Raw genomic sequence first — 20,873 nt, 5'->3', positions numbered from 1 at the left:
CCTTGTTCATGAAAGCAACGATGGAAATAGGAACATGAAATATTTATGGACCGAGCTCACCTCCGCTGAACTTCGTTCGCTCAAGGATGAAGACCCAATTGTATTAATTCCTGTTGGGGCGGTGGAACAACATGGTCCGCATCTGCCAACTGGCGTAGATGGGTATCTTGCTGAAAGCGTATGCGTTGGTGCGGCGAAGCTTGCTAATAAGTCGGGTCTCAGAACTGTAGTTTTGCCGGTTCAGTGGGTCGGGTACTCACCCCATCACCTGAGCTTGGGCGGCTCACTGTCCCTGTCATGCGAAACGCTGGTCGCAGTTTTAACCGAGCTGTCCGTATCGTTGGTGCAGCAGGGGTATCGGCGGGTGTTATTAGTCAATGGTCATGGTGGCAATGGTGCGTGTGTGGATATGGCCGCTACCGATGCTGGCCGTCAGATGTACGGTCAGGGCATTATTGGCGCACTATCGTATTTTAGCTTGGTTTCGGAACGGCAATCAGAGTTCCGTGAATCCGGTAGCGGAGGTATGGGCCATGCATGTGAATTCGAAACGTCTTTGATGCTTTCGCTCTACCCCGAGCTTGTCGAGATGGAGAGGGTGCAAGATCACATTCCTCAACCCTATTTACAAAATACCAACAACGATTTGTTCGGATCCAAGAAAGTTAGGATTTACCGAGAATACAGCGCGGTAACCCCCAATGGCGTAGTTGGTCAGCCTTCGCTAGCCACCTCTGAAAAAGGGGAAATAATATTTGAAATCTGCTGCGAGGAACTGGCCCAGACAATCAAGAATATAAGCGAAAAAGAGATCACAAACTAAATCCATTTTATCAATGGCATCAGGAGAACTTCCTTGCAAAAGTCCGATACAATTAGTTCGCTGAGAAAAATATCTGTAGCTACACTTGCCACGGCATTGTTCAAACGCGGTTTGCGTAATCAGGTAATCCAGGGAGTCCACCCCTTAACGCAGAATGGCGAGAACATGGTTGGGCCAGCATTTACCTTGAGGTATATGCCTGCCCGTGAAGATCGGAATGGCCTCGACGTTTTTCTTGACCCTGATCATCCGCAACGGAAGGCAATTGAGACATGTCCGCCCGGCTCCGTCATGGTAATTGACAGCCGTAAAGACGCGCGTGCAGCTTCGGCTGGCGACATCCTTGTGACCCGTTTGATGAAACGTGGCGGGGCAGGGATCGTTACCGACGGCGGATTTCGAGATGCTAGCTCTATTGGGCAACTTGACATGCCAGCATATCACCAGCGCCCTTCTCCCCCGACGAACCTGACCTTGCATGAAGCAATTGAGATCAATGGTCCTATTGGCTGTGGAGATGCCCCCGTTTTCCCTGGCGATATTATTGTCGGTGACGATGACAGCGTGATTGTTGTTCCCGCGGGAATTGCCGGAGAAATCGCACTCGAAGCTCTAGAGATGACGCTTTATGAGAATTTTGTCATTGAACGGGTGCGCGAGGGTGCCTCCATTACCGGACTTTATCCTCAAACGGATCCAGCCATAAAGAAGCAGTTCAACGAATGGAAAAGTAATATAGCAAATAGGTTCTGAGAGGTGGCTCGGTTCCTCTGAACAGTTCAGGGCGTTTCGTTAAGTGGATTTCCGACTCGATTATGCTGCGACCAGTATTGGCGTCAGCGCTTTGAAGTAAGCCTGATCCGGTGTTTGCCGGTCAAGGGATGAATGTGGGCGTCGGCTGTTATAGAAGGCCAGATATCGACTGAGGCCTGCTCGGGCCTCCGGCACCGTTTTGTAGGCGTGGAGATAGACCTCCTCATATTTGCTCGACCGCCAAAGCCGCTCGATCATTGCCCGGCAGTCGTTCGCCTGCGAACGATGAGAGGAGAAGACATTGTCTCGCCATGCGCCCTTGCCGTCCATAGAGATGGACACCCGCATTAACCCACTCTTCTGATCACGTTTTTGTTCAGCATTGCGCAAAGGCATGACTTTTCCCCCACTGTTACCCTGGCAGGGCGTTTTATCTGCCTTTCGACGGATTCATGGCGCAGTTTTGGCTCGTCTTTCGTGGAAGATACAGCGTCGCGCAGCGCCCGCCAGCTTTCGAGCGGGGCACGTGCCCCCTCGGCCAAATCGCGCGCCGCGCCACGGTAGAGGTTCGCGGATTCGAGCGCCCGGTTCGCGGCTTCCGTCAGACCGAGATCGGGGTACTGAGCGGGTTGTCCTCGAAGGCCCGGTCGAGGGCTGCCTGCGCCGCCGTCGTGGCGGCGCTGGCCGCGCCCTCGAAGCGGTTCTCGATCTCGCCGAGGTCGAGGTCGGGCACCAGCGAGATGCGGCGCTCCGGCCCGAGGGCTCCCAGCCCCTGGTTGATCCCGCCGATGAAACCGTTGATGCGCGAGACCACGCCGTTCAGCATTGCCTCGACGCCGTCGAACGCCAGACGTCGAGCAGCGCGTCAATGGCCTCCGGGTCTGCATTGATGGGGTTACCGTCGGCGTCGCCGACGCCCTCCCAACACAGAACGGCACGACGTGCCAGCGCCTTGGCGAAAGCAACAGCGCGTTCCTCGTCGGAGGCCTGCTCCGGCACAGTCTCGACGGCGGGATCGCTGCGCGTCGCCACCATCAACACGGTGGTCAGCGGGCGCAGCTGCGCCCGCACCCCAGGCGCGAAGTCATGCCAACGCGGGGCATTTGTCAGATCGAGCGTCAGCATCAGTATACCTCGATATCGTTGATCAGCGTTGCGGTACACATCCGTCCGACCAAGCTGTCGCGCGCAGCGTGCCAGTCGAAGGTGGCCTGCACGCCCTGCGGTCCGGAGATCTCGATCCGCGGGCGGGGCAGGTAGACTGCGTGCACGGTGAAGGTGAAGCTCTCGCCGGAGGGGAGGGCGTAGTCGAACTCCAGCTCGCAGGCCTCGCCGTTGATTGCTTGCGTCACCAGCGTCAGGTCGGCGAAGCGCACCTCGATCCGCCCCGTGAGCGCGGCGATGGACGGGTCCGCATCGTCGATGCGGCCGTCCGAGCGGATGGTCTCGATCCGGTCGAGGTTGTTAGCATAGGTGATCTCGGCCGAGACCACGTTGCCAAGAGCCAAGCCGTTCCGCTTGATCGCTCCGTTGAAATGGCCGAAGCGCTTCAGCTCCAGCGCGGCGGGCGTTCCGGCGCTGGTCGTCGTGCCGACTGTCTCGCCCTGCGCCACCAGCCGCGCGGTTGCCGTGAGCAGGCCAGACCGCTGCACCTGCCAGATTATCTGGTCGAGCACGCAGCCCGAGTACATCGCATAGCGCGGCCCCTCGGGCATGCCGGTCTCGATCGACATGCTGGGCAGCGTCCAGGCACCCGACTGAAACTCATGCGTCCAAGGGGCGGTGGTGACCTTGCCGCACCCAGTCTACGAGTGGGGACCGTCTGACCCTTAGAATTTAGCCTTCCCACCGCACCAGCAGGCTCGAGCCCGTGCGACGATAGACGCTGAAGCGCGGCGAGGATGGTTTCGCGATGGGTGGCTTTGTGTCTCGATTATGATGTAGCACCTTCGGGTGAAACCAAGGGAATAAAGCTTTCCACCTCGGCGGAGCCTCGGCTATCTTCTCTGACAGGATTTCGTGTTGTGGAGGGGGTTATATGGGCGTCGCAAAAACAATTCGGCAAGGCAGCTTAGGGAAGCGAGCCCTACGTCTAGCTGCAAAGTAATTACCCACCCCCTTACCATGCACCACAATGTCTGAATCCATGATGATATGGATCGGACTGATTTGCAGCAGCTGAGCAAGGACGAATTGATCGAGATGGTGCTTCGGCTCCAACGGCCTTCCAAGGATTCTCGGACGTCTTCCAAGCCGCCCTCGACGGACAAGAAAGAGAAACGCGTCAACTCACGACCGGGTGGAGCCAAGCCCGGGCATGAACCCCACAATAGGGTGCTGGCGGATTTTGCCGACATGTTTCGCGATCATGAACCGACCGCCTGCAAGAGATGCGGCCATGCGTTTTCCGGTGATGATACGATGGTGCTGGCCGGGGCCTATGACGAGATCGATATTCCTGCGATCCGTCCTCATGTCACCCGGCATCGGCGTTTTTCCTGTCATTGCCCGCAATGCGGCACGACAACAAAAGCCACCGCACCTGCCGTGGCAACCGCAACGCCGTTCGGGCCAGGCATTCACGCGCTGGCGATCTACCTCAAGAGTTTCCATGCATTGTCTTACGAACGCCTGAGCGGTGTGTTCATGGATATCTTCGGCCTTAATGTGAGCGAGGGCGCGATCATGAACATGTTTTCCCGCTCCCGTCCGAGCTTCCAGGCCACAGCACAGGCCGCCAAGGCCAGCCTTCGAGCCGCCCGCGTTGTCGCCAGCGACGAAACCGGTGTGCGTATCGAGGGCACAAATGCCCAACACTGGGTTTTTCATTGCAAGGATGCTGTTGTCCACCAGCCCGATTACTCCCGTGCAGCACGGGTCGTTCACGAGACCATGGGCGGCCATGTCCCCGAGGTATGGATATCTGATCGGTATTCAGCCCAGCAATCTCACGGCCATCGACATCAAACCTGCCTTGCACATTTGGCGCGTGATACAGCCTTTGCGCTGGAACATGGCGAGGATGATCTCCCTCTTCGCTTCCAGCTTTGGTTTGGCCGTGTGTTTGATTTCGCCAGAGCCATAAGCACATTCGCTGCGTCTACCGTCGCAAGCAAGAAGCGCAAATTCGATAAACAGCTTGCCGGGCTTCTATGCGCCCCGACTTCGTGCGACCTGGCCCAAAAGCTCCAGGCCAAGATCGGGCGGGCCCGCGATCAGCTGCTGACGTTTTGCGACTATCCCGGAGAAGTCGATGTCACCAACAACACATCTGAGCGAAAGCTCCGTCCATGGGTCATTCAGCGAAAGGTGACAAACGGATATCGCGCCATGTGGGCCGCCCAAGCCGAGGCGGATGTACGCACGACCATCGACACCGCCCGCCTCAAAGGCGCAAACCCCTTCCAGGTCATCGCATCCGTCCTGGCATAGGCCGGTAGAAGAACCGGAAATCACGAATTCGGGGGTGGGTAATTACGCTGCAAAGGACGGAAAATTCTTCGGTCTTGCGGATGGCAAGATTTTCGCTGAAGGCAACGATCCCGATCAAGTTTGGCAGCAACTTCATGACGAGGCTGGAAAGTCAGATCCAAGGTATTTCGGCTATGCGGGAGCGCGAAGTCGTTTTTTAAAGTTTTTTCCCAATGGCTTTCATTCTGATGGCTATGCCAATCAAGAAAGAAACTACAAACTCGCTGCTAAGAGGAAGCTTGACGATACAGCGCCCCTTGAAAAGGTTCTTACAGGATCAGGCTTCGGCGAAGCGGTTCTTTCCGTTTTTCGAGCCACAAACATGCTCTCTCCTTTCGAAAAGACTAAATTGCAGGATGTCTTTCGTGGTGCGGATGCTGATGCGGTCATTCAGGCAGCAGCCACCTTTGCGAAGCACGGTGACAAAACATCGCTTGGCCGTCTGGAAGCTAAGCTCAAGCCTTACGATTGCGCCAAATGGACAGTCGCGACTTATCTTCCCTATCTCTGGCAACCTGAAAGACACATGTTTCTGAAGCCCGAGGTTACAAAGGACTACGCCGCACGTGTCGGTCATCCGTTTGCCTCGATATATGAAGCAAAATTGAATTTCGATGTCTACGCCCAGCTGCTGGATCTTGTAGAAAAGACTAACCGAGAACTCAGCGATTTAAAGCCTCTCGACCGTATAGACATCCAGAGCTTCATCTGGGTGGTTGGTGACTATCGTGAAGACCGCGAAGAAGTTTACATTTGAAGCCAGTTCGCCACGATCAGTCCTGGCACCCAGTCTTTCAGGTAAAGAACTCATCGGCCGGGTCGATTTCCCAAGGCTTGGGGCCTGTCGGGATCTGAACCGCCAGTCGTGATCTCGCAGAGGGTGTGAGGCCAAGTTCGGTCATGAACTTCGCCATCAATTCCAATTGCTTATTTGAGATCGTCAGCCATGGCGACACCTGAATATAGCCTGCGGGTGTCTTCAGGATTGAGGGAGTCTCGGTGAGTTTTTTCTCGGCCTCAACCCAGCGACCGTAGGACTGGCAGTAGGCGGCAAACACTGTGCGGTCGATTTGTGTGAGCAGTCCGATACGGTTCAGGACTTCGGCCAGACGTTTCCATTCTGCCTTGGCTGTTGGCGACAGATGGGCAGGGCAGGTGGGTTTCTCCGATGGCGGTCGCGGTTCACGTCCGTTCACAGGTCGTCGTCCGGGATTGCCCTCGATCAGCTTCAGTCGCGTCGGCTTTGGCTTTCGTCCTCTCATAACGGTTCCTTCTCGCCGGATGGGATCAGCAGTTTGATCTCCTGGGCTTCGAAGCGAAGAGGGACGGAGCTGTACGCAATCTTCCACCCCGGTCGTTGAACAAGGGATTCTGGATGGTCAAAGTCAGCCTTCGATACATCGACTTGGTCTATCATTGCGCACGTCCTTTCAGGTATTAAGCGGTGCCAACGATTTGAATTCTATAGAGAAAGGGCGGCCGGATGACGGGGGATACCCCCCTGCCAATTTCGCGCTTGTAAAAGAAAACCTTCCCAGCCGGTCCTCATCCCAAAAGCCCCGAAGATCGGACCGCCCCCCCCGGGGCACCACCCGGGATCACAGTTTTCAACCATCATCGTCTTGTCTCGACACGACGCGCTCGGACAATCCGGGTAGAGCATCGTTTTGTTCGACTGCCATATAGCTCAGGCGGCCACTCAAGTTATGGGCTTGTGTCAAGGTCAACTGCAACCCGATGAGGGCGCACAGAACCAACTGGCCCAGCAATGCGCCATTCCATCTGACGAGCCTGTTGCACACGACTTCAACCAGGAACACCCAGCGACTTTGGGTCATGTCTCAACTCTGTTGGCGATGACTTCGGCGTAACGCTTTCCATCTGTCGTCGTGGCATCCTTGCCGGTAAAGCTCTGCCAGCGCTGCACGACCACGTCGACGTATGCAGGGTCGAGTTCCATGGCATAGCAGACACGCGCACTGGTCTCGGCCGCTATGATGGACGTCCCCGAACCACAGAACGGCTCGTAGACTGCCTGCCCGGGACTGGAGTTGTTGACGATTGGCCGCCGCATGCATTCGACAGGCTTCTGAGTGCCATGTACCGTTTCAGCGTCCTGATCCCGGCTGGGTATTGTCCACAGCGTGGTCTGCTTCCTGTCGCCACTCCAGTGTCCGGTACTCTTGCTTCGTACAGCATACCAGCATGGTTCATGTTGCCAGTGATAGTCGCCGCGGCTCAGAACCAGGCGCTCCTTGGCCCAGATAATTTGAGACCGGACGTCGAAACCCGCTGCTCCAAGACTTTCAGCGACGGTTGTTGCGTGCAACGCCCCATGCCAGACGTACGCGACGTCGCCCGGAAACAGTGCCCAGGCCTCGTGCCAGTCGGCGCGGTGATCATTCAGCACCTTCCCTGTACGCTTCGTCTTCGCCGCACCCGTCTCGTTACGCCATGCGGGGTCGTATGAGACGCCATACGGAGGATCGGTAACCATCAGGTGAGGGCTGGCTCCGTCGAGCAACCTCTCAACATCTGCCGCCACGGTAGCGTCGCCGCAGAGCAATCGATGCGGCCCCAGGCACCATAGATCTCCCAGCATGGACAAAGGTGTGCTGGGGGGCTCTGGAGTGTCTTCCTCACGGGGATCAGCACAATCGCGGTTCAGAATGGCGTCAAGTTCCGCCGTTTCAAAACCAAGTGTCGTCAGATCAATTCCCAATCCGTCCAAGTCGCCAACCTCAAGCGCCAACAACTGCTGATCCCAGTTCGCCGCCTCGGCCAGCCGATTGTCGGCCAGGATGTAGGCCCGCTTCTGAGCACTGGTGAGATGGGCCAGTTCGATCACGGGCACCGTCGCAACACCAAGCTTACGAGCCGCCATGACCCGGCCATGCCCCGCAATGATTCCGTTCTCGCCATCCACGAGGACCGGATTGGTAAACCCGTATTCCCGGATCGAGCCCGCGATCAGTGCAACCTGAGCATCCGAATGCGTCCGCGCATTGCGGGCATAGGGAATGAGATCCTCGACCGACCGTTGAACGACGCGGAGGTTCATCTCCGGGCTCTGATCCGGCTTCGGAGCAAGCACACTCTTCATTTGTGATGTCGTGACCGCCAAATCGAAAACTCCCCGCAGCTAAACCGGGCTTTTCCGGCACAACGATCATAGCAAATCAACAAGTGCTTGTAATCATGACATTTTTTGTAATCTTTGGCCAAAACTCGACACCGATGGTCGCTTGACGACAACAGCGCTGGTGGTCGCATGACGCCAGAATATCGGAGCACAGGAACAGTGACGCATGTGACACCGGAATACATGTTTCTTTCACGTACGCGCGTGAGAACAAATATGTATTCTGCCGTCACAAGCGTCATTGTCGGTCGATTGTGACCGCATTCATCAATAGCTCGGGCATCATCCCCGCTCGTTCAGGATATTCTAGAGGTCTGACTCCGACGCTTCGAACCGCCACCTGAGCAAGTCTTGGATGACCGCAATGCGGACCTTTCCACCATTCGCTGCGCCTGCATCATTCTCAGGTTCATCAACGGGGCGTCCGGAAGGGACGGCCGGATTATTTGGCTCGCGTTTTCATCGCCGAACTGGCAAAGGCATCGAAGACGGACTTGCCACGGTCATATGCTTCCGTCTCATGGGTCTCGAGCCAGATGAAACCACTGGCCTCACAGGACTTGGAGCCACAGACGAGCGCGCTCTCGGGGTGGCCGACCGGCTTGACGGAGCGAACGTAGATCTTTGTGCGCCCTTTCGGAGGGTGGTTTTCACATCGAATAACTGCCAAGTTGAGACCGTCTACTTTTATGTGTCAGGGGTAGCCGGATGAAGTATTCCCGTCTCGACGATGTCAAGACCTTCTACTCTCTCTTAGAGCGACTGAGCGCGAAAACCCCATCGCGGCAGATGGGACCAGCCTCTGCTCAAGACGGCTGGCCAGACCGGGGCGTCTACTTCTTTTTCGAAACCGGAGAAACCCGCGGCGACGGAACGCCTCGCGTGGTCCGTATCGGGACGCACGGATTGATTGAAGGGTCTTCTTCGACACTGTGGAAGCGGCTTTCACAACATCGTGGCACCTTGACGCCAAAAGATGGAAATCATCGAGGTTCGATTTTCCGGGAGCTCGTCGGCGCGGCACTTTTTGCAAAAGATAACAAGACCGTCGGGACATGGGGCAACAGGAAGGTCCCGGCTGTGGAGGTGGGAGCATCTGAGCGACCTCAGGAGGAAGCGGTTAGCGACCATATCGGCGCCATGCGCGTGGCCTGGCTCGACATTCCGGATAATCCGGGACCTGGTTCCCTTCGAGGCTTCATCGAGCGAAACGTGATTGCTCTGCTCTCCAACTACGACCGCGCGCCCATTGATCCGCCATCACCAAGGTGGCTCGGCCTAAATAGTGATCGGGATCGCGTGCGCAAATCCGGGCTTTGGAACAACAACCACGTGACCGAGACGCATGACCCGGCGTTTCTCAAAGTTCTGGAGGCACTGATTGAGGAACGACCAGTTTCTCCAAAAAGTCCGTCTGCGATGACCGGGGTGCCTCCGATCCTCGTCATGCAATGCGCCAAGTCGAAAAGAGACGGCGGCCGGTTTCAGGCCCAAGATGGCACGGCTCTTGCATTCGTCGCGGATCCGGAACTTACACCGCCCATCCCGGGTATCCGCCCGGTTCATCCCGATTCAGAGGATGAGGACGGGTTTGCCTGGCGGCGGCGCGTGCTCGATTACAACAGGGCGCATGCCGCGACGGGGGCGAACCCCTATGGTCTACATACCGCAGCCGATCTTTATATGAACCCGGCCTACGGTGCCGTTGCTGGGGCCATGCCAGCCGACCGTTTCTACATCCTCTCTGCCTGTTGGGGGCTGGTGCGGTCGGACTTCCTTCTGCCTAACTACGACGTCTCGTTCAGCCGGTCACAGGGCGTCCCACCCCATGCAATACGCGCCGGAGGCAAACACTGGCGTGCCCCCATCAGGTGGTCCGGTTTGATTGTTAGTGCATCATGGGCGTCTGGTCCATCGGGACAATGCTTTCCGGCGCGGGCGGGCGGTAGCCCAGAGCGCTATGCGGCCTGACGGTGTTGTAGTGGATACGCCATTGCTCGATCAGGATTTGCGCCTCCCTTAGGCTGTAGAAGATTTCGCCGTTCAGCAGCTCGTCGCGGAACCGGGCGTTGAAGCTTTCGCAGTATCCGTTCTCCCATGGTGAGCCTGGCTCTATGTAGGCCGTCTTGGCTCCAACAGCTGCAATCCAATCCCGCACTTTCTGGGCGATAAATTCCGGCCCATTGTCCGACCGAATGTATTCCGGCGGGCCGCGCAGGATGAATAGGTCTGTCAGAGCATCCAGCACGTCCGTTGAGTTGAGCTTGCGGTCCACGCGGATCATGAGTGCCTCCCTGGTGTATTCGTCGATGATATTCAGCGTCCGATAGACGCGGCCGTCAGCGGTTCGATCCTGGACGAAGTCGTAGGACCAGACGTGGTTTGGCCGTTCCGGTCTGAGACGCACACATGATCCGTCGTTCAGCCAAAGCCGCCCCTTTTTCTTCTGCTTTTGTGGCACTTTCAGCCCTTCACGCCGCCAGATGCGCTCAACCCGCTTATGGTTTACCTGCCAGCCCGCGTTGTTCAGCAGACCGGTGACCATGCGATACCCATAGCGCCCGTACTTGTCGGCCAGTTCGATGATATCATCGGTCAGCCGTTCTTCATCTGCCCGGCCCTGTGGCACCTTGCGCTGTGTGGATCGGTGTTGTCCGAGCGTGCGGCAGGCGCGGCGTTCTGATACGCCGAGCTCCCGCCGCACATGGTCGATGCACTTGCGCCGACGCGAAGGGCTTAGAAGTTTCCCTTTGCCGCCTCGGTCAGGATGAGTTTGTCCAGTGTCAGGTCAGACACCGCCCGCCGAAGCCGCTGGTTCTCCTTCTCCAGCTCTTTCAGCCGAGTGAGTTGAGATCGCTGCATCCCGCCATAGAGCTTCCGCCATCGATAAAACGTCTGCTGTGTCACGCCGATCTGGCGCACCGCGTCAGCAATCGTCGCACCTTGCCCTTGCAGAACTTCAACCTGCCGAAGCTTCGATACAATCTCTTCCGGCTTCTCTCGTTTTCCAGCCATCGCTGATCCTCCAATTTGAGGGATAATCTATCCCAGTTGGTGGACCACTTTCAGGGGGCAACTCCAGCGCAAACTGAGACGAAAAGTGGGCCATCCACTATAGGTCAATTTCGGCCCTTTGCGGACCTCCATCCAGGGTGCAGACAATGGCGGGGCCTGAGCCCGAAGCAGACACAACAGGTTCGACGGACGGTTTCCAAATGCCTATGACATGAGCCCCCGTGCGGCCTACAGGGATGCTGCCGACGGTTTGTTCATTTAGTTGGGATGCACTCTCTACTTTCGACATTGGGCCGCGGATTGGTTAGGCTTCATCCTTGTAGGCGAGCAGGCGCAAGGCGTTAATCACTACGAGAACCGTCGAGCCTTCATGGAAGAGAACCGCCGCGCCGAGCTGAAGCCCGAGCAATGTGGCGGGAACCAGAATGGCGACCATGCCAAGACTGATCCAAAGATTCTGCTTGATCGTCCGGCTGGTCCTGCGGCTAAGGCCGATGACGAATGGCAGGCGCTCCAGAGCGTCACCCATCAACGCTACGTCGGCAGTCTCAAGTGCAACGTCGGAACCGGCAGCCCCCATCGCGATCCCGACTGTTGCATTGGCCATGGCAGGTGCATCATTGACACCATCACCCACCATTGCGACCGGTTGCTCCGACCGCAGTTGCTTGATGGTCGTTACCTTGTCTTCTGGCATCAAATCACCCATCGCCTGGTCAAGGCCGACCTCCTTCGCGACGGCATCGGCGACACGGCTGTTGTCGCCGGAAATCATCACCATACGTGTAATGCCGAGTGAGCGGAGGCTGTTGATCACGCCTGCAGCCGAGGCGCGCGGTTTGTCCATGAGGCCGATCACCCCCAGGTAACGATCGGCCTTGCGCACGACCATTGTGGTGCGTCCCTGCCTTTCAAGGCTCTCCGAATCCTCCGCCACATCGGCAGGAATTGGTGATCCTTCTATCTCGGCAAAAAGGGCGGCCTTGCCGACATAAACCATTTCGCCCGCTATCTCTGCAACAAGGCCACGTCCAGTGATACTTTGAAGGTTATCGGCCGCAGCCAGTGTCGTGTCGCCCCCAAGCCGTTCGGTTCCATCACGAACCAATGCCGCTGCCAAGGGATGATCGCTGAGTGCTTCTACAGCGACAGCGACCGCAAGCAGTTCCTGCTCTGTGACCCCGTTAGCCGGAATGACATTGGTCACCTGTGGCTTTCCTTCCGTCAGCGTCCCGGTCTTGTCAAAGGCGATAGCACCAAGCGTACCAAGGTTTTCGAGCGGGCCACCACCCTTGACCAAGACCCCACCACGTGCGGCTCTCGCGACACCCGCAAGCACCGCGCTCGGAGTGGAGATGGCTAGTGCGCAGGGGCTTGCGGCCACCAGAACCGCCATGGCGCGATAGAAGCTGGCGCTGAATGGTTCATCGATGACAACCCATGCGAACAGCAGCATGCCAACTGACAGCAGGACCACCGGAACGAAAATGCGCTCGAAGCGGTCAGTGAAGCGCTGTGTAGGCGACTTTTGGGTTTCGGCTTCGCCAACCATCTGCACGAGGCGGGCGAGCGTACTGTCCTTGGCCAACTTGGAGACCTGTATCTCAAGGGCTCCGCCGCCATTGATCGTGCCGGCATAGACGCGGAATTCGGCTGCAAGTTCGCTGGCCATCGATGCGGCCTCGGCTATATCGCTCACCGCCCATTTGTCCACCGGAACGCTCTCGCCGGTTACGGGGGCCTGGTCGACACTGCTCGTCCCAAGGATCACGAACCCATCCGATGGAATACGCGAATTCGGTCGGACGACAACAACATCGCCCACAACCAGTTCGGCCACACGCACTTCGCGCATTTTGCCGTCTCGCTTGACTTCGGCGGTTGGTGGCGTGAGTTCCGCAAGTGCGGCAATGGCGTGGCGGGCGCGGCCCATCGCATAGTGCTCCAACCCATGCCCGATGCTGAACAGGAAAAGAAGCAGGGCTCCCTCGGCCCATTCGCCGAGAACCGCCGCACCTGCCGCCGCAACCAGCATCAGGAAATCGATCTCGAAGCGACCGACAAGCAATGACTCAATGGCTTCGCGGAGAAGGTAATACCCACCAAATCCATAGGCGGCGACATAAAGGGCGAGCGGAATCCATATTGGTATCGACACCACAAACGATGACGCGAAACCCGCTGCGAGAAAACCGCCGCAGATCAAGGCAAAGATCAGCTCTGTGTTGCTGCCAAAGATGCCACCGTGGTCCTTTTCTTCACCTTCCTCAACATGGTCGACAGTCGGTGCTGGCTGGGTTGAAGGGAAGATGACGCCCAAGTCTTCCAATCCCCTGCGGAGGGTCGTTTCAGATGTCACCGATTTGTCGAACTCGATCCGCACTGGACCGGCAACATTGGCCACGGCTTCCAGAACACCCGGCATCTGATGCAGATAGTCCGTGACCGTACGGGCACGGCTCGCATTTTGGATGCCGTTCGCCTCCCAAAGGACATGGCCAAATTGTTCGGTTAGTCGGGCACCGGAACTTTCGGCAACCTCCATAATCCTGGCAAGGCTGATGATCCCGGGATCGTAGTGAATGCAAAGCTTGGCTGGTTGACCTTCGGCAGCGGCAAGGACATGAACCTTCGACATGCCTTCGCGCTCGGCCAGGTCTGCGACCAATCGATCGACGCAGGCATCATGTTCATCTGGAATATTCGGAAGGACGACAGGAAGATCGAGTTGCAGATTGCTTGCATCAAACTTCGTCATGGGCGTGAGGTCTTTCTTTCGGGAGGACGTTTCGCCAGGAGAAGGCCGCGAGGCAACCTCACTCCTTTCGACGGACCGTTCCTTGAAGGTTCGTGGCTTCGGCTATGGTGTTGGAGATCGTCCCATATTTCCGAACATTCTTATGCAGCAAGTCGAGCCGCTGGTCGGTCTCGGTGGTGTCAACAATCAACTCATAGGTGACGGACACCATTTTGGGAGGGCTGTCCTGCCGGATGCCATGGAGCGTGACCTCGACGCCGAGCAGATGAAAGTCGAGGATCGGCGTCACGCGCTCGATGCCCTTGATCATGCAGGCGGCAACCGATGCAAGAAGCAGTTCGGCCGGATTGAAGGCATCCGGCCTGCCCACCATGTCGGTATCGAGGATGATCCGCGCCTCCTTTGTCGAGGCTTCCGCCCCGTGATTGTCGACACGGCGCGCTGCCACCCTGTATTCAAGCATGAGTGTCTTCCTTTATGAGGGGCCGACCGGCATCGCCGGGAGACCTCAATTGCACACGTTGGAACTGTTCATCAGCATGATCCGGATGAGGCGATCGTGTCAAAGCGGGATGCCGCGGCCGCGGCAAGTTCCTTCTTCCCTGTCTCGTTTATTTCACCACACATTTCAGCTGGCACTATTGCTCGTCAGTTATCTTGCATCAGTGGTAGGCGCGGCGAGCCTTGTGTCGTTGACCGAAGTCAAGTCGAACTCGAACCATGCGACCAGAACTCGGTGGCGGGCTCATGCCACACCCTCGCGCTTAGCCAGAGATGCCTACTCCTTCGGGCCGATACCACTGTATCGAGTGGCGGCGTTTGTCGGTGGAACTCATATATCGCCATGACCTTGGCCGAAGTGCGATTTGGCGCATAGCTGCCGTTGGTGCAATCTGCAACGAAAGTCAGCTTTCCGCCCTTCTAAGCCGTTCGCGGCATCTCCATACGGTCATCTGTCCTGCGAATTGTTGGGTGTCCGCCGCAGCCCAAAATGAGCTTGACCCCTGCTCAACCTCCTGAGCTCTGCGCCAGATAAATTGAGCATATCGGAGAATTAAGCATCGCGCCGCAGAGCGGGAATTCGGACATTCGCGCATGAAGAAATTGGAGACAGAGGCTGCCGCAGGAGGTCGCGTTTATCGCGATCCGGGACCGACCGCCGCCGATTTCGAATTCAATTTTGTTCACACTTCGAAACTCGAATTAATCGTTTCGAATCTCGAAAGATCGATATTTTGAACTGATCGATTCGAATTTCGGCGCAAACGGTTCGACATTCGAATCGTTTGGACGGCACGACAAAAACCTGAAAACCGTCTTTTCGGTATCACGTACATGTACGTGACATTGAATCGGCGAAATTTCCCACCGCCTACATGATCGTTCGAGGTTCGAAATATACGTTTCGAATTTCGAAATGAATTGTTCGAATTTCGAACTGTCGGATTTCCTCAGATTTGGCGATTTGTAATTACCCACCCCCGAATTCGTGATTTCCGGTTCTTCTACCGGCCTATGCCAGGACGGATGCGATGACCTGGAAGGGGTTTGCGCCTTTGAGGCGGGCGGTGTCGATGGTCGTGCGTACATCCGCCTCTGCTTGGGCGGCCCACATGGCGCGATATCCGTTTGTCACCTTTCGCTGAATGACCCATGGACGGAGCTTTCGCTCAGATGTGTTGTTGGTGACATCGACTTCTCCGGGATAGTCGCAAAACGTCAGCAGCTGATCGCGGGCCCGCCCGATCTTGGCCTGGAGCTTTTGGGCCAGGTCGCACGAAGTCGGGGCGCATAGAAGCCCGGCAAGCTGTTTATCGAATTTGCGCTTCTTGCTTGCGACGGTAGACGCAGCGAATGTGCTTATGGCTCTGGCGAAATCAAACACACGGCCAAACCAAAGCTGGAAGCGAAGAGGGAGATCATCCTCGCCATGTTCCAGCGCAAAGGCTGTATCACGCGCCAAATGTGCAAGGCAGGTTTGATGTCGATGGCCGTGAGATTGCTGGGCTGAATACCGATCAGATATCCATACCTCGGGGACATGGCCGCCCATGGTCTCGTGAACGACCCGTGCTGCACGGGAGTAATCGGGCTGGTGGACAACAGCATCCTTGCAATGAAAAACCCAGTGTTGGGCATTTGTGCCCTCGATACGCACACCGGTTTCGTCGCTGGCGACAACGCGGGCGGCTCGAAGGCTGGCCTTGGCGGCCTGTGCTGTGGCCTGGAAGCTCGGACGGGAGCGGGAAAACATGTTCATGATCGCGCCCTCGCTCACATTAAGGCCGAAGATATCCATGAACACACCGCTCAGGCGTTCGTAAGACAATGCATGGAAACTCTTGAGGTAGATCGCCAGCGCGTGAATGCCTGGCCCGAACGGCGTTGCGGTTGCCACGGCAGGTGCGGTGGCTTTTGTTGTCGTGCCGCATTGCGGGCAATGACAGGAAAAACGCCGATGCCGGGTGACATGAGGACGGATCGCAGGAATATCGATCTCGTCATAGGCCCCGGCCAGCACCATCGTATCATCACCGGAAAACGCATGGCCGCATCTCTTGCAGGCGGTCGGTTCATGATCGCGAAACATGTCGGCAAAATCCGCCAGCACCCTATTGTGGGGTTCATGCCCGGGCTTGGCTCCACCCGGTCGTGAGTTGACGCGTTTCTCTTTCTTGTCCGTCGAGGGCGGCTTGGAAGACGTCCGAGAATCCTTGGAAGGCCGTTGGAGCCGAAGCACCATCTCGATCAATTCGTCCTTGCTCAGCTGCTGCAAATCAGTCCGATCCATATCATCATGGATTCAGACATTGTGGTGCATGGCAAGGGGGTGGGTAATTACGGCGATTTTTCGAATTTCGAAGTTTTCCATTCGAATCTCGACCTATCCCAGAATCGAAGGTGAGCAGTCCAGTTCTGACTTGCGGAATGGTGCGGGCGTAGTCGGCAACGACGAGCCACGGCCGCTAGGCAGGACTTGACGGGTCGCATCGGTTGACAATCATGCCCCCCCGTCAATGGTTTCATGGACGGGACTAGGCCAGCGCCAATGAGCAGACTTGTGAACATGTCGACAGGAGCGGTTTGCAGAGCCGCCAGCTAGGGTTTGATGAGAAAGAGGATGTCAGGTCCATACTGGGCGAGTTCATACATCTGACGGGCAGGAAACCGACCTTTTTGGATTTGCTACTCTTTCACCGACAATGATTGCATTCTGGTTTTGGCTGCCATCGGTCGGGAGTGTTTTCTCGGCATGACTATTGATGGATTCCGATTCCGCTCTGGCGAGGTGGGCCTATCCCGCCCTGATATGCGTTGCCTTAGAAGCAGCCAGCCAACCACCCCCGACCCTCGGGGGCCGTATGTGGTCTACTTTGAACAAAAACTGCTTCCTCATGCACGATTGAGCACCACACAGAGAGAACAGGAACCAGAGAGTGATCCAGTTGGAATTTGCATTTGAGCCCATGCCCTCGCAAGCGACCGAAGATGCCCCAATCAAGCGACGCTCAGTTGCTCGCCGGGCTGACCAGTTGAAGGACACCGCCCAGAGCCCTGCGAGCGCCGTACTCGCCTAACCCAGAGAAGAGAGCTCGGGATTGTTCCCGGGTTCTCTTCATTGCAGGAACAAGTTATTCCCTAGCTGTGATCGGGCCAACCCTTTTGGCAAAGCTAACCAGCAGATTGAACGGGGCGACGCAGCTGGTTGCAATGGAAGGCAATTACCTGGATTGTGGACATAGAGATTTAGACTACCAGAGTGTCACTCGGATCGCTATCTACATGAAATACGCTGTCAGACAAACATCATGACCACGATCGCGCCGAGCACTATCAGCACAAGCCCACCGATCAGCATCGGCAGAAGCGTGTCCTTCGGATCAATGTCGCGCGTCACAAAAGTCAGCGGTTGGTTTGGTTTAGATTTTTCTTTGATCATGATTTGGGTTCCTAAATTATCCTCAGCGTGTCGCAGCATGGCTTCTTCACAACAACGCAGTGGAGGGTAGCTGGTTCCATGCACCCCGCTGCTAATCTAGCAGGCTGCTGAACAACGCCTTGGTTTTCCTCGATCCTTGTGGCAACGAAGGCTGATCGCGTAGCCCTCGCTTGCCGCAACCGCCTGTAGCCCCGAGGCTTCTTGAAATTTCCCAACATGCACCAGACGAGAGAGCTCGGGATTGTTCCCAGGCTCTCATCCGGACAAACAGGCTGCCATAGGAGGGTCTATTGGCAGCAGGCCAACTTCACATAGTTGTTGCCATATGTGGCGAATGCATCGTCTGGGACAAGCCGCTGGGCCTTCAGCTCCTTAATGAGGTCGACGGCCATTGAGGAGGACACCGGTTCGGCCAAGCTAATCGCGTACCAGCCGTTGGTTGCAAGAAATGCCTTGAGCTTTATGGGCGAGTTTCTCACGTAGGATGCAGCATCAGAATACTTTAAGAAGCTTTTGATCTGTATGTATTTTTTATCGAACTCACGAGTGGCAAATCCCTCGACCATCAGCCATGTGTGATGTGCGTAGCCCTGCAAATTCGAGTATCGCACCACGTACCATCCGTTGTCGTCACCGATGATCTGCACCGGTGCTCCGTTCTTGATCCGCGCCAACGCCTGTGTCGCTTCATCTGGCCCGGACTTCAATTCGATCTGCCCTCTCGGATGCCGAACAAGGCCCGCCATTCCAACAGAACTTGCTTGGTCCGGTTCGGTTCGCCTTGCAGGTGCGGGGACGGGGACGGGGACGCGAGGCAAAGCAGCCGTTATTTGGGTCAGCCGGTACTGTGTCATTTCGCTGGAAGAGAGGTAGCGCATGTCGTCACTGTCATACTTTAAAGCCACCTGAAGCAGACCGGGATCAATACCCATGTCGATCATGTAGGTGATCATGTCCGCCGTCGCGGACTGGATCGCTGACACAGCTGTTCTGCTGTCCATACCGGCTTCGGCGCTGAATGACGAGCGGTGAACGCCAATCGATCCGGGGTCGGCAAACCTCTGGACGCCACCCATGAATGCCAGTGCGCATGCAGAAGCGCATTCGGCGGCTCTGAGCTGGACGGTGGACAATCCAAGTGAACGGATCAACCGTCCAAACTCCATGGCAGCAAAGGTATTGCCTCCCGGAGAGTTGAAGGTCACTACAGTCGCCTTGCTGGACTGGACCAAGCGTTCGAACCGGGCAAAGTTCTGACCGTTCGCAAAATCGCCCTGTGCAACAATCACTGTTCCATCCGGGGTCGTAGCTGCTTCAAACTGCACTTCGGCAGTACCTGCCTTGGGTAGAAGCAGGCAACTTGCGAACGCAATCCCGACGACAATCCAATTCTTCATAGCCCACCTATGCCTGCGACGCCCACCCCTAATTTTAGGCTTACAGCAGACTACTCGCGGTTGTCCCAAGATGGCAACTCACATCGCGGGCAACCGTTCTATCGCTTGCACGGCATGGACCGATCCAGGGCCGTCTTCATAGCCTTTTCAAGCGCCTTCTCGTGCTCTTCAGCAACTATGAAGGAGTCATGGATAGGCAGAGCGATGATGCTCTTCCTGTGAAGCTCTGAGAGAACGCTACGACACATTTCTGAATCGATATTCTGCAGGCGCATTCCTATGCCCGTGTGAAAATATTCCTGGACATTGGGGTGCTTGGTCTTGATGTCCTCAATCAACTCCTTGGCGGCATCCATGTCGCCTTGGAGGGCATCCGCCAGGGCTCTCTGTGCGCGCGACAAGGTCTGTGCGTTCAAAATCATGTTGAATGCAATTTTTCCAAGGTCGCGGTGCCAACCCGAAACCTCATAGGCGTCACCATTCAGCGTTTGCCCTGCCATCTTGTACAACAGCCGCGGGTGAATCTGGCTATAGTCACGCTCAACGGTGGCCTGACCATTGATTGTAATGAATTTCCTATGCCTGGGCGGACAAGACTGCCACCAAGCTCCATAGTAGCGCCCTCCCAGCGTCCAAGAGCCTTTATAGACGCGGTACAGTGCTTTTTGGGTCGTATAGATGGCTTGCTTGCCGAACCGCACCACATCGCCCTCGATAACCGCGTCGGGAGATTTGATCCTGATGTCAGCTTCGGCAACGGCAAGGTTGATTTTGGAAAGAAGCGCGCGATCTCGGATGACCCGCTTTGTGTCCTTGTAATCCGTCATTTTGCCGTCCGCATCTTTCAGTCGGATCAGCTCGCCGACCTCGTGATGCAGTTTCGGCAAGCCGACGTCAGCCAGCCAACGCGCAGGGCGATAGCTTGATTGAATGCCGCTCGACAAACCTGCTGGACGTAAATCGTGATCGACAAGGATGCCAGCCTCGATCAGGCCGTCAATGGTCGGGATCACAGTGTAAAAGGAAAAGTCGGAGTCGTGATATAGGCGGGCACCGTGCCACCAGGCATTGCGTCTTGAATATGAAATCCTGCGTTCTGGATCGTAATGTGCCGCCAAAAGGGCATCGGCGACAATCACCGCCTGAACGCGCGCGCCCTTCGCAGAGCGGACAGGTGGTAGCTCCAAAAGAGCGGCAATTTCCTTGACGTCGCAACGCCAGTTGAGGCTAAGCGGGCGATCACGGTTCGGATCGCGCTTCCGAATATATTTCAGTCGGCGCTGATTGGCTGTCCAAATTTGTTGACGGGGTGGGGCGCGATGTTCCTGCGGTGGGGCTGGGATATGTCCCAGCTCTGAGGTCACCGATGACTATGACGGGACTTTGCCCGAGTCTTAATTGCTGCAATCACCATCTGGCCACCTTTGAAACGCCCATTAAGGATGGGGCACTTCAACAAGGCTCAGTGCCGGCGGCGCATGGGTCAAGCATAGATTTCACTTGCAACACCAAATCCGTCATTCTGCAACACGTCTGCAGTTGCAGCATTGTTGCAACTTATGTTGACAATGTTG

Annotated in this window: 17 protein-coding genes and 1 pseudogene; 5 read left to right on the top strand and 13 right to left on the bottom strand. The window is 56.5% G+C overall.

Annotated elements, in window-relative coordinates; all coding sequences use genetic code 11:
* The first annotated feature begins 34 nt into the window (after positions 1 to 34).
* Both OEG84_RS03600 and OEG84_RS03595 read left to right on the top strand, forming a co-directional pair.
* A complete protein-coding gene (locus OEG84_RS03600; protein ID WP_267652462.1) occupies positions 35 to 823 on the top strand; it encodes a creatininase family protein in 789 nt (262 codons plus the stop codon).
* Positions 824 to 856: 33 nt separating this feature from the next.
* Complete coding sequence (locus OEG84_RS03595; RefSeq protein WP_267652461.1) at positions 857 to 1,576, top strand: ribonuclease activity regulator RraA; 720 nt, start codon at positions 857 to 859, stop codon at positions 1,574 to 1,576.
* A 60-nt stretch (positions 1,577 to 1,636) separates the two neighbouring features.
* Here OEG84_RS03595 and OEG84_RS03590 read toward each other — a convergent pair.
* From OEG84_RS03590 to OEG84_RS03575, 4 genes and pseudogenes are all read right to left on the bottom strand, one after another.
* Positions 1,637 to 1,918: pseudogene (locus tag OEG84_RS03590) on the bottom strand (integrase core domain-containing protein); the annotation flags it as partial.
* A 259-nt stretch (positions 1,919 to 2,177) separates the two neighbouring features.
* Positions 2,178 to 2,402 carry a hypothetical protein gene (locus OEG84_RS03585; protein WP_267652460.1) on the bottom strand — a complete coding sequence of 75 codons (225 nt, stop codon included), beginning with the start codon at positions 2,400 to 2,402 and terminating at the stop codon, positions 2,178 to 2,180.
* The gene (locus OEG84_RS03580; RefSeq protein ID WP_267652459.1) at positions 2,396 to 2,701 is read right to left on the bottom strand and encodes a hypothetical protein; all 306 of its coding nucleotides are present in this window, start codon (positions 2,699 to 2,701) and stop codon (positions 2,396 to 2,398) included. The genes OEG84_RS03585 and OEG84_RS03580 overlap by 7 nt, the downstream gene beginning before the upstream one ends.
* Positions 2,701 to 3,309: a phage tail tube protein gene (locus tag OEG84_RS03575; protein ID WP_267652458.1), complete on the bottom strand. Its 609-nt coding sequence runs from the start codon at positions 3,307 to 3,309 to the stop codon at positions 2,701 to 2,703. Before OEG84_RS03575 ends, OEG84_RS03580 begins: the two co-directional genes overlap by 1 nt.
* 421 nt (positions 3,310 to 3,730) lie before the next feature.
* Here OEG84_RS03575 and tnpC (OEG84_RS03570) point away from each other — a divergent pair, with 421 nt between their 5' ends.
* Positions 3,731 to 5,008, top strand: a complete 1,278-nt coding sequence (gene tnpC, locus OEG84_RS03570) for an IS66 family transposase (protein WP_267651873.1) — start codon at positions 3,731 to 3,733, stop codon at positions 5,006 to 5,008.
* Between the two features lie 34 nt (positions 5,009 to 5,042).
* Positions 5,043 to 5,804, top strand: a complete 762-nt coding sequence (locus OEG84_RS03565; protein ID WP_267652457.1) for a hypothetical protein — start codon at positions 5,043 to 5,045, stop codon at positions 5,802 to 5,804.
* Between the two features lie 37 nt (positions 5,805 to 5,841).
* On the opposite strand, the gene OEG84_RS03560 is transcribed toward OEG84_RS03565, so the two are convergent.
* Together OEG84_RS03560 and OEG84_RS03555 are read right to left on the bottom strand one after the other, a co-directional pair.
* Positions 5,842 to 6,309 carry a phage terminase small subunit P27 family gene (locus OEG84_RS03560; RefSeq protein WP_267652456.1) on the bottom strand — a complete coding sequence of 156 codons (468 nt, stop codon included), beginning with the start codon at positions 6,307 to 6,309 and terminating at the stop codon, positions 5,842 to 5,844.
* 572 nt (positions 6,310 to 6,881) lie between these two features.
* Positions 6,882 to 8,108 (bottom strand): site-specific DNA-methyltransferase, encoded by a 1,227-nt coding sequence (locus tag OEG84_RS03555; RefSeq protein ID WP_425602891.1) that lies wholly within the window; start codon positions 8,106 to 8,108, stop codon positions 6,882 to 6,884.
* Positions 8,109 to 8,897: 789 nt separating this feature from the next.
* Here OEG84_RS03555 and OEG84_RS03550 point away from each other — a divergent pair.
* Positions 8,898 to 10,160, top strand: coding sequence for a GIY-YIG domain-containing protein (locus tag OEG84_RS03550; protein ID WP_267652454.1), 1,263 nt, complete (start codon positions 8,898 to 8,900; stop codon positions 10,158 to 10,160).
* On the opposite strand, the gene OEG84_RS03545 is transcribed toward OEG84_RS03550, so the two are convergent.
* From OEG84_RS03545 to OEG84_RS03515, 7 genes are all read right to left on the bottom strand, one after another.
* Positions 10,078 to 11,204, bottom strand: a protein-coding gene (locus tag OEG84_RS03545) for an IS3 family transposase (protein ID WP_267652453.1) whose coding sequence is annotated in 2 segments (ribosomal slippage) — positions 10,078 to 10,940 and positions 10,940 to 11,204 — 1,128 coding nt in all. Because the reading frame shifts where the segments join, the coding sequence is not laid out codon by codon here. The two genes, OEG84_RS03550 and OEG84_RS03545, sit on opposite strands and share 83 nt — an antisense overlap.
* Positions 11,205 to 11,508: 304 nt before the next feature.
* Complete coding sequence (locus OEG84_RS03540; RefSeq protein WP_267652452.1) at positions 11,509 to 13,962, bottom strand: heavy metal translocating P-type ATPase; 2,454 nt, start codon at positions 13,960 to 13,962, stop codon at positions 11,509 to 11,511.
* A 58-nt stretch (positions 13,963 to 14,020) separates the two neighbouring features.
* Positions 14,021 to 14,425: an OsmC family protein gene (locus tag OEG84_RS03535; RefSeq protein ID WP_267652451.1), complete on the bottom strand. Its 405-nt coding sequence runs from the start codon at positions 14,423 to 14,425 to the stop codon at positions 14,021 to 14,023.
* A gap of 1,050 nt (positions 14,426 to 15,475) precedes the next feature.
* Positions 15,476 to 16,753 carry an IS66 family transposase gene (gene tnpC / locus OEG84_RS03530; protein WP_267651873.1) on the bottom strand — a complete coding sequence of 426 codons (1,278 nt, stop codon included), beginning with the start codon at positions 16,751 to 16,753 and terminating at the stop codon, positions 15,476 to 15,478.
* A gap of 1,005 nt (positions 16,754 to 17,758) precedes the next feature.
* Complete coding sequence (locus tag OEG84_RS03525) at positions 17,759 to 17,902, bottom strand: hypothetical protein (RefSeq protein WP_267652450.1); 144 nt, start codon at positions 17,900 to 17,902, stop codon at positions 17,759 to 17,761.
* Between the two features lie 287 nt (positions 17,903 to 18,189).
* The gene (locus OEG84_RS03520; RefSeq protein WP_267652449.1) at positions 18,190 to 19,299 is read right to left on the bottom strand and encodes an SH3 domain-containing protein; all 1,110 of its coding nucleotides are present in this window, start codon (positions 19,297 to 19,299) and stop codon (positions 18,190 to 18,192) included.
* Between the two features lie 98 nt (positions 19,300 to 19,397).
* Positions 19,398 to 20,663, bottom strand: coding sequence for a hypothetical protein (locus OEG84_RS03515; protein ID WP_267652448.1), 1,266 nt, complete (start codon positions 20,661 to 20,663; stop codon positions 19,398 to 19,400).
* Between the last annotated feature and the right edge of the window lie 210 nt (positions 20,664 to 20,873).

The sequence above is a fragment of the Hoeflea algicola genome (assembly GCF_026619415.1).
Classification (GTDB): Bacteria; Pseudomonadota; Alphaproteobacteria; order Rhizobiales; family Rhizobiaceae; genus Hoeflea; species Hoeflea algicola.
This window is presented reverse-complemented; position numbering and strand designations above follow the sequence as displayed.

Excerpts from the sequence above, each read along its gene's own strand:
- OEG84_RS03600 (WP_267652462.1), top strand. The coding sequence starts at position 35 with ATGAAATATTTATGGACCGAGCTCACCTCCGCTGAACTTCGTTCGCTC.
- OEG84_RS03585 (WP_267652460.1), bottom strand. The coding sequence starts at position 2,402 with ATGCTGAACGGCGTGGTCTCGCGCATCAACGGTTTCATCGGCGGGATC.
- OEG84_RS03580 (WP_267652459.1), bottom strand. The coding sequence starts at position 2,701 with ATGCTGACGCTCGATCTGACAAATGCCCCGCGTTGGCATGACTTCGCG.
- OEG84_RS03575 (WP_267652458.1), bottom strand. The coding sequence starts at position 3,309 with ATGTCGATCGAGACCGGCATGCCCGAGGGGCCGCGCTATGCGATGTAC.
- tnpC (WP_267651873.1), top strand. The coding sequence starts at position 3,731 with ATGGATCGGACTGATTTGCAGCAGCTGAGCAAGGACGAATTGATCGAG.
- OEG84_RS03560 (WP_267652456.1), bottom strand. The coding sequence starts at position 6,309 with ATGAGAGGACGAAAGCCAAAGCCGACGCGACTGAAGCTGATCGAGGGC.
- OEG84_RS03555 (WP_425602891.1), bottom strand. The coding sequence starts at position 8,108 with ATGAACCTCCGCGTCGTTCAACGGTCGGTCGAGGATCTCATTCCCTAT.
- OEG84_RS03550 (WP_267652454.1), top strand. The coding sequence starts at position 8,898 with ATGAAGTATTCCCGTCTCGACGATGTCAAGACCTTCTACTCTCTCTTA.
- OEG84_RS03540 (WP_267652452.1), bottom strand. The coding sequence starts at position 13,962 with ATGACGAAGTTTGATGCAAGCAATCTGCAACTCGATCTTCCTGTCGTC.
- OEG84_RS03535 (WP_267652451.1), bottom strand. The coding sequence starts at position 14,425 with ATGCTTGAATACAGGGTGGCAGCGCGCCGTGTCGACAATCACGGGGCG.
- tnpC (WP_267651873.1), bottom strand. The coding sequence starts at position 16,753 with ATGGATCGGACTGATTTGCAGCAGCTGAGCAAGGACGAATTGATCGAG.
- OEG84_RS03525 (WP_267652450.1), bottom strand. The coding sequence starts at position 17,902 with ATGATCAAAGAAAAATCTAAACCAAACCAACCGCTGACTTTTGTGACG.
- OEG84_RS03520 (WP_267652449.1), bottom strand. The coding sequence starts at position 19,299 with ATGAAGAATTGGATTGTCGTCGGGATTGCGTTCGCAAGTTGCCTGCTT.